This window comes from Serratia sp. 506_PEND (assembly GCF_001076875.1).
Taxonomy (GTDB): Bacteria; Pseudomonadota; Gammaproteobacteria; order Enterobacterales; family Enterobacteriaceae; genus Serratia; species Serratia marcescens.
On sequence record NZ_JVEL01000042.1, the window covers coordinates 1 to 5,059 of the forward strand.

The following is a 5,059-nucleotide window of genomic DNA, read 5'->3' on the forward strand; positions in this document are numbered from 1 at the left end:
GACGTGAGGGTTCAAGTCCCTCTCTTCGCACCAATTGATGATCTCTCCGGCGGTTCCTTCGAAAAAATCCCAACGCATTGATGATAAACACGCTTAAGCGTGGTTTTGCCGTTTCTGGCGTTTCACCCAAAGCTGAAGTTGAGGCTGACTGCCGCTAGGCCGCCCGCCAGCGCCATGCAGGAAGGCAACAGCAGATAGTGGCGCAGCCGGCTGTTGAACAGCATCACCAGCGTGGCCAACATCGCTATCACGATCAGGGTGCGCAACTGCAGCATATCCAGGTTGATCAGGGCCAGCAGCGGCATCAAAGCACAAGGCAGCAAAACGCCCCAGGCACTGGCCAGGCGATCCCCGAGGCACCAACTGACGCCCCACAGCCCGCACGCGGCAATCATGGCAGTGAGCATGACAACCTCCTTAAGTGATAATGATAACCAATATCATATAACACTTTTTTGGCCGCCGCATCATTTTCACTGCGCTGACCAAACTCAGATGACACCAGCAGGAAAAAATGATAATTTGACATAAGAAAATTCCTAGTCCTGTTTGCATGATAATAATCACAACCCTCAACCATGCAATTCAAGTGGATATTCGCGCCAAGGGAATGCTTCTCAACCTTAATTATTCGACAGAACGACTTTGCAAAGAGTGACCTCCGTATGAACGCCCGTTCTTATCAGGAATTACTGAACAGCAAGCAGCGCCTGGCATTATTTCTTTTTCTGATAATGAATGCCGCCTCTTCCGTATTTACATTATTGTTCCCTTTTAGGGATACGCCCGCATTTACCCTACCTTTATTATGTATACCGCTATTTTGTCTGGTAGCAGCGCTATTTTCTCTGCAAACGCCACGTAAATATTTGTGCAAACTCAATCTGTTCGCCAGCGTGCTCGGCCTGCTCTGGGCCGCACATATTTACGTTAAAAGTCAATATTGCCTACCGAATAACCAAGATTTTTTATTAATTAGTTTGTTTAGCATCTTTTTTATCAGCGCTATTTCTCTGACGGATAACTTTACCGCCTTTTGTTTACACGCCGTACCTTCCGCAATGATGATCCTGGCTTTAGACGGTATGCATAATACCCTGCGGATATTATTCACCACGCTATTACCTATTATCGCTTTCTCCATTCATCACCTGATGTTGAAACGCAGTGAAATCTTTACCCACGCGCTGGTGGCCAACCTGTATAACGAGCGGGACAAATTCAATAATTTGAGCATGCTTGATCCCCTGACCGGCCTTTATAACCGTCGAGGGCTGGAGAATAAGATCACTATGCTGCTGGAACCGCAAACCGGCCGCCACTACGTGCTGCTGCTGGATATCGACCACTTCAAGGTCTACAACGACAGCTACGGCCACGCCATGGGCGACCGGGCGCTGGTGCAGGTGGCGATCGCCATCCGCGATGCGGTGCGTTCGCGCGACATCGTGGTGCGCTACGGTGGGGAAGAGTTTTTGGTGCTGTTGACCAACGTGCACGAAGGCTATGCGGCGCAGCTGGCCGAACGGGTGCGTCAACGCGTGGCGGAACTGAATATCCCGCACGGCGCCAGCCCGCAGCACAGCGGCACGCTGACGCTCAGCGCGGGCATCTCGGCATTGGAAAGGCTGGACGTCGAGTCAGCGATCGGCGCGGCCGACGCCGCGCTCTATCTGGCGAAGCACAGCGGCCGCAACAATATTCAGCTGGCGCAAAACGTCGAGCCCGCTCTGCTGCAACCGCAGGAATTGACACACTAGGCGCTTTCCCAAATCGCCTTGCCCTGCCAGCGCCGTTCGATCGCCGCCAGGAACAGTTTCACCTTGGGGGAGAGATGGCGCCGGCTGGGATAGACGGCGCAGATCGGCGGCCCAGGGCGACAATAGCGTTCCAGCACCGGCACCAGCGTGCCGGCCGCAATCTGCTCGCCGACCAGAAACGCCCCCACCTGACACAGACCGGCCCCGGCGACGGCGGCATCCCGCAAGGCCTCGACGTTGTTGAAACGCATCCGGCCGCGCACCGGCTGTTCGTGCAGTTGACCGTTAACCCGATAGCGCCAGGGCGCCGGCAGCCCCTGATGGCTGAAGACCAGCGTCTCGTGATCGCCCAACGCCTCCGGTTTCGCAGGCGCGCCGTGCCGCGCCAGATAATCCGGCGCCGCGCAGGTGATCAGGCGATGCGGCGCGAGCACCCGCCGCACCAGTCGGCTGTCGTCGCTGCCGCCGACGCGGATCGCCACGTCGATGCCGTCGCGCACCAAATCGCTGTAATCGTCGGAAAAGCTGACGTCGGCGTCCACCTCCGGCCACTGAGTCAAAAACTCCCGCAAAATCGGCAAAATGTGCAACCGCCCCAGCGAGACCGGCACATCCAGCCGCAGCCGCCCGCGCGGGGTTTGCCGCCGCGTATTGAGCGCCGTTTCCGCCTCTTCGGCCTGCGACAGGATGCGCTGCGCATACTCGTAAAACACCGCGCCGTCTTCGGTCAGGCTGACGCTGCGCGTGGTGCGCTGCAGCAGCCGGGTCGCCAATCGCGCCTCCAATCGGGTCACGCATTTGCCCGCCGCCGATCGGGAGATGCCCAGTCTCTCGGCCGCCAGCGTGAAGCTGCAGGCGTCGGCGACGCGGATGAACACCAGCAGGTCGGTCAGGTTATCCAACGGCATAGACGGTAAATTAGCCACGACTCGTCCCCAATGTTGCGCATTTAGGCCAGTTTATCAGCCATTTTGGCGCGGATACACTGAGGTTCTTCATCTGTTGGGAGGATCCTTATGAGTGCCTTACACGCCGGCGGCGGCGCAAAGTCTTGGCTGGCGACCTTCGCCATCGGCCTGTCCACCTTTACCGTCGTCACGGCAGAAATGCTGCCCGTCGGGCTGCTGACCCCGATCGTCAATACTCTGAACGCGACGATCGGCCGCGCCGGGCTGCTGATTTCCCTGCCGGCCCTGTTCGCCGCGCTGTTTGCCCCGCTGGTGGTGCTGGGCGCCCGGCGCACGGATCGCCGCAGCCTGCTGGCGGGCTTTCTGCTGCTGCTGATCGCCGCCAACCTGCTGGCCGCCGCCGCCACCTCCCTGGCGCTGCTGTTCGCCGCGCGCATCCTGCTGGGTTTTTGCATCGGCGGTATCTGGGCCATCGCCGGCGGGTTGGCGGAACGTCTGGTGCCGCCGGCCTCCGTCGGATTGGCGCTGTCCGTCATCTTCGGCGGCGTAGCGGCGGCCTCGGTGTTCGGCGTGCCGCTCGGGGTATTCCTCGGCGAAGCGCTGGGCTGGCGCATGGCGTTTCTGGCAGTCGCCGTTCTGGCGGCGCTGACCCTGCTCTTGCTGGTGTGCGTGCTGCCGCCGCTGCCGGTCACGCAGGCGATAAGCTGGCGGTCGTTCACCGCGCAGCGCGCGAATCGCCGGCTGCTGACCGGGCTGCTGCTGACGTTTCTACTGGTCGCCGGCCACTTTATGGCTTACACCTTTGTCCGCCCGCTGTTGCAGACGGTCGCCGGCATCGAGAGCCGCTGGGTGGGGCCGCTGCTGTTCGCCTACGGCGTCGCCGGCATCTTCGGGAATTTCATCGCCGGCCAGGCCGCCGCCAAACGGCTGCGCCGCACCCTGGCGCTGATCGCCCTCGGGCTGGCGCTCGCCGTCCTGCTGCTGCCGCTGCTGGGCCACGCGCCGCTGAGCGACGGCGCCTTCCTCCTGCTGTGGGGCATCGCCTACGGCGGCGTTTCCGTTGCGTTGATGGCGTGGATGCTCAAGGCGGCGCCCAACGCGGTCGAGGTCGCCTCTTCGCTGTATATCGCGCTGTTTAATCTGGCGATTTCCTGCGGTTCGCTGGCGGGCGGGCTGGTGGTGGACGCCGGAGGCCTGACGATAAACGGCGTGCTGTCCGGCATGGTGCTGCTGCTGGCGTTGGCGCTCCTGATGCGAACCCGCCCGCAGGCGCTGACAACGGCGGCGAAGGCCGATTCGCCGCCGGGTTGAATCAGCCGCGGCGCTGCCGCAGGCCGTAAACCAGCACCACCGCGAAGCACAGCAGCGGCAGCAGATAAGAGAGCGCGGTGCTGTAACGGTCGGCCAGCGCCCCCATAAAGTACGGCATGATGGCGCCGCCGACGATCGCCATGATCATGAACGAGCTGGCGCGCTTGGTGTGCTTGCCCAGATTTTTCACCCCCAGGGCGAAAATGGTCGGGAACATGATCGAGATAAAGAAGAACACCGCGATCAGCGCCACCACCGATACGCCGTCGACGCTCAGCATCACCACGCCGCACAGCGCGATGTTGATCAGCGCATAGACCGCCAGCAGCGTCGCCGGTTTGACTCGCCCCATCAGCCAGGTGCTGAAGAAGCGCCCGACCATAAAGCAGATCATGGCGATCGACAGCAGGTAAGAGGCGCTCTGGTTAGACACCTCGCGCCAGTGCTCGGTGGCGTAGTTGATGAAGAACGCCCCGACGCCCACCTGCGCCGCCACGTAGAAGAACTGTGTGATAACCCCGCCGACGAAATGCGGATGCTGCCACAATCCCTGCGCTATCACGCCGTGCACCGGCTTTTCCTCTTCGCGGATCGCCGGCAGCCGGGTGCGGCTGAACAACAGCGCGATCAGCAGCACCAGCGCGGCGATCGCCACATAGGTCATCTTCACCGCGCTCTGATCGCCGTCGCCGGCGGACTGACTGGCGGAGAAGAACAGCGTGCCGCCGATCAGCGGGCCGATAAACTGCCCGAGGCCGTTGAACGACTGCGCCAGGTTGAGCCGCCGTTCGGCGCCCTGCGCGTCGCCCAGCACCGTGGCGTACGGGTTGGCCGCCGTTTCCAGGCACCCCAGGCCGCTGGCGATGACGAACAGCGCGAACAGGAATACGCCGAAGCTGTTGGCCGACGCCGCCGGCACGAACAACAGCGCCCCCAACGCGTACAGGCACAGCCCGACCAGAATGCCCGCCTTATAGCCCTTGCGATCCATAAAGTACCCGGCGGGCAGCGCCACCAGGAAGTAGGCGCCGAAGTAGGCCGCCTGCAGCAGCCCCGACTGCGCCTTGGTGACGTGCAACG

The 5,059-nt window shown here is 61.4% G+C and carries 5 protein-coding genes; 2 read left to right on the plus strand and 3 right to left on the minus strand.

The genetic code is table 11. The features are described 5' to 3' along the window. Positions 1–122: 122 nt before the first annotated feature. Positions 123–407: a DUF1435 domain-containing protein gene (locus tag ADK28_RS01315; RefSeq protein WP_004933115.1), complete on the minus strand. Its 285-nt coding sequence runs from the start codon at positions 405–407 to the stop codon at positions 123–125. A gap of 258 nt (positions 408–665) precedes the next feature. On the opposite strand from ADK28_RS01315, the gene ADK28_RS01320 reads away from it, so the two are divergent. Further along, positions 666–1,760, plus strand: a complete 1,095-nt coding sequence (locus tag ADK28_RS01320) for a GGDEF domain-containing protein (RefSeq protein WP_033638787.1) — start codon at positions 666–668, stop codon at positions 1,758–1,760. Here ADK28_RS01320 and ADK28_RS01325 read toward each other — a convergent pair. Further along, positions 1,757–2,668 carry a LysR family transcriptional regulator gene (locus ADK28_RS01325; RefSeq protein ID WP_048794677.1) on the minus strand — a complete coding sequence of 304 codons (912 nt, stop codon included), beginning with the start codon at positions 2,666–2,668 and terminating at the stop codon, positions 1,757–1,759. The genes ADK28_RS01320 and ADK28_RS01325 overlap by 4 nt on opposite strands. A 108-nt stretch (positions 2,669–2,776) precedes the next feature. Here ADK28_RS01325 and ADK28_RS01330 point away from each other — a divergent pair, with 108 nt between their 5' ends. After that, a complete protein-coding gene (locus tag ADK28_RS01330) occupies positions 2,777–3,979 on the plus strand; it encodes an MFS transporter (protein ID WP_048794678.1) in 1,203 nt (400 codons plus the stop codon). A 1-nt stretch (position 3,980) separates the two neighbouring features. On the opposite strand, the gene fucP is transcribed toward ADK28_RS01330, so the two are convergent. Beyond that, on the minus strand, positions 3,981–5,059 hold a 1,079-nt coding region (fucP, locus tag ADK28_RS01335), incomplete at its 5' end, for an L-fucose:H+ symporter permease (RefSeq protein ID WP_048794679.1).

Bases quoted from the DNA above. Each gene is read 5' to 3' on its own strand.
- ADK28_RS01320 (WP_033638787.1), top strand. From the start codon at position 666: ATGAACGCCCGTTCTTATCAGGAATTACTGAACAGCAAGCAGCGCCTG.
- ADK28_RS01330 (WP_048794678.1), top strand. From the start codon at position 2,777: ATGAGTGCCTTACACGCCGGCGGCGGCGCAAAGTCTTGGCTGGCGACC.
- ADK28_RS01325 (WP_048794677.1), bottom strand. From the start codon at position 2,668: ATGCCGTTGGATAACCTGACCGACCTGCTGGTGTTCATCCGCGTCGCC.
- ADK28_RS01315 (WP_004933115.1), bottom strand. From the start codon at position 407: ATGCTCACTGCCATGATTGCCGCGTGCGGGCTGTGGGGCGTCAGTTGG.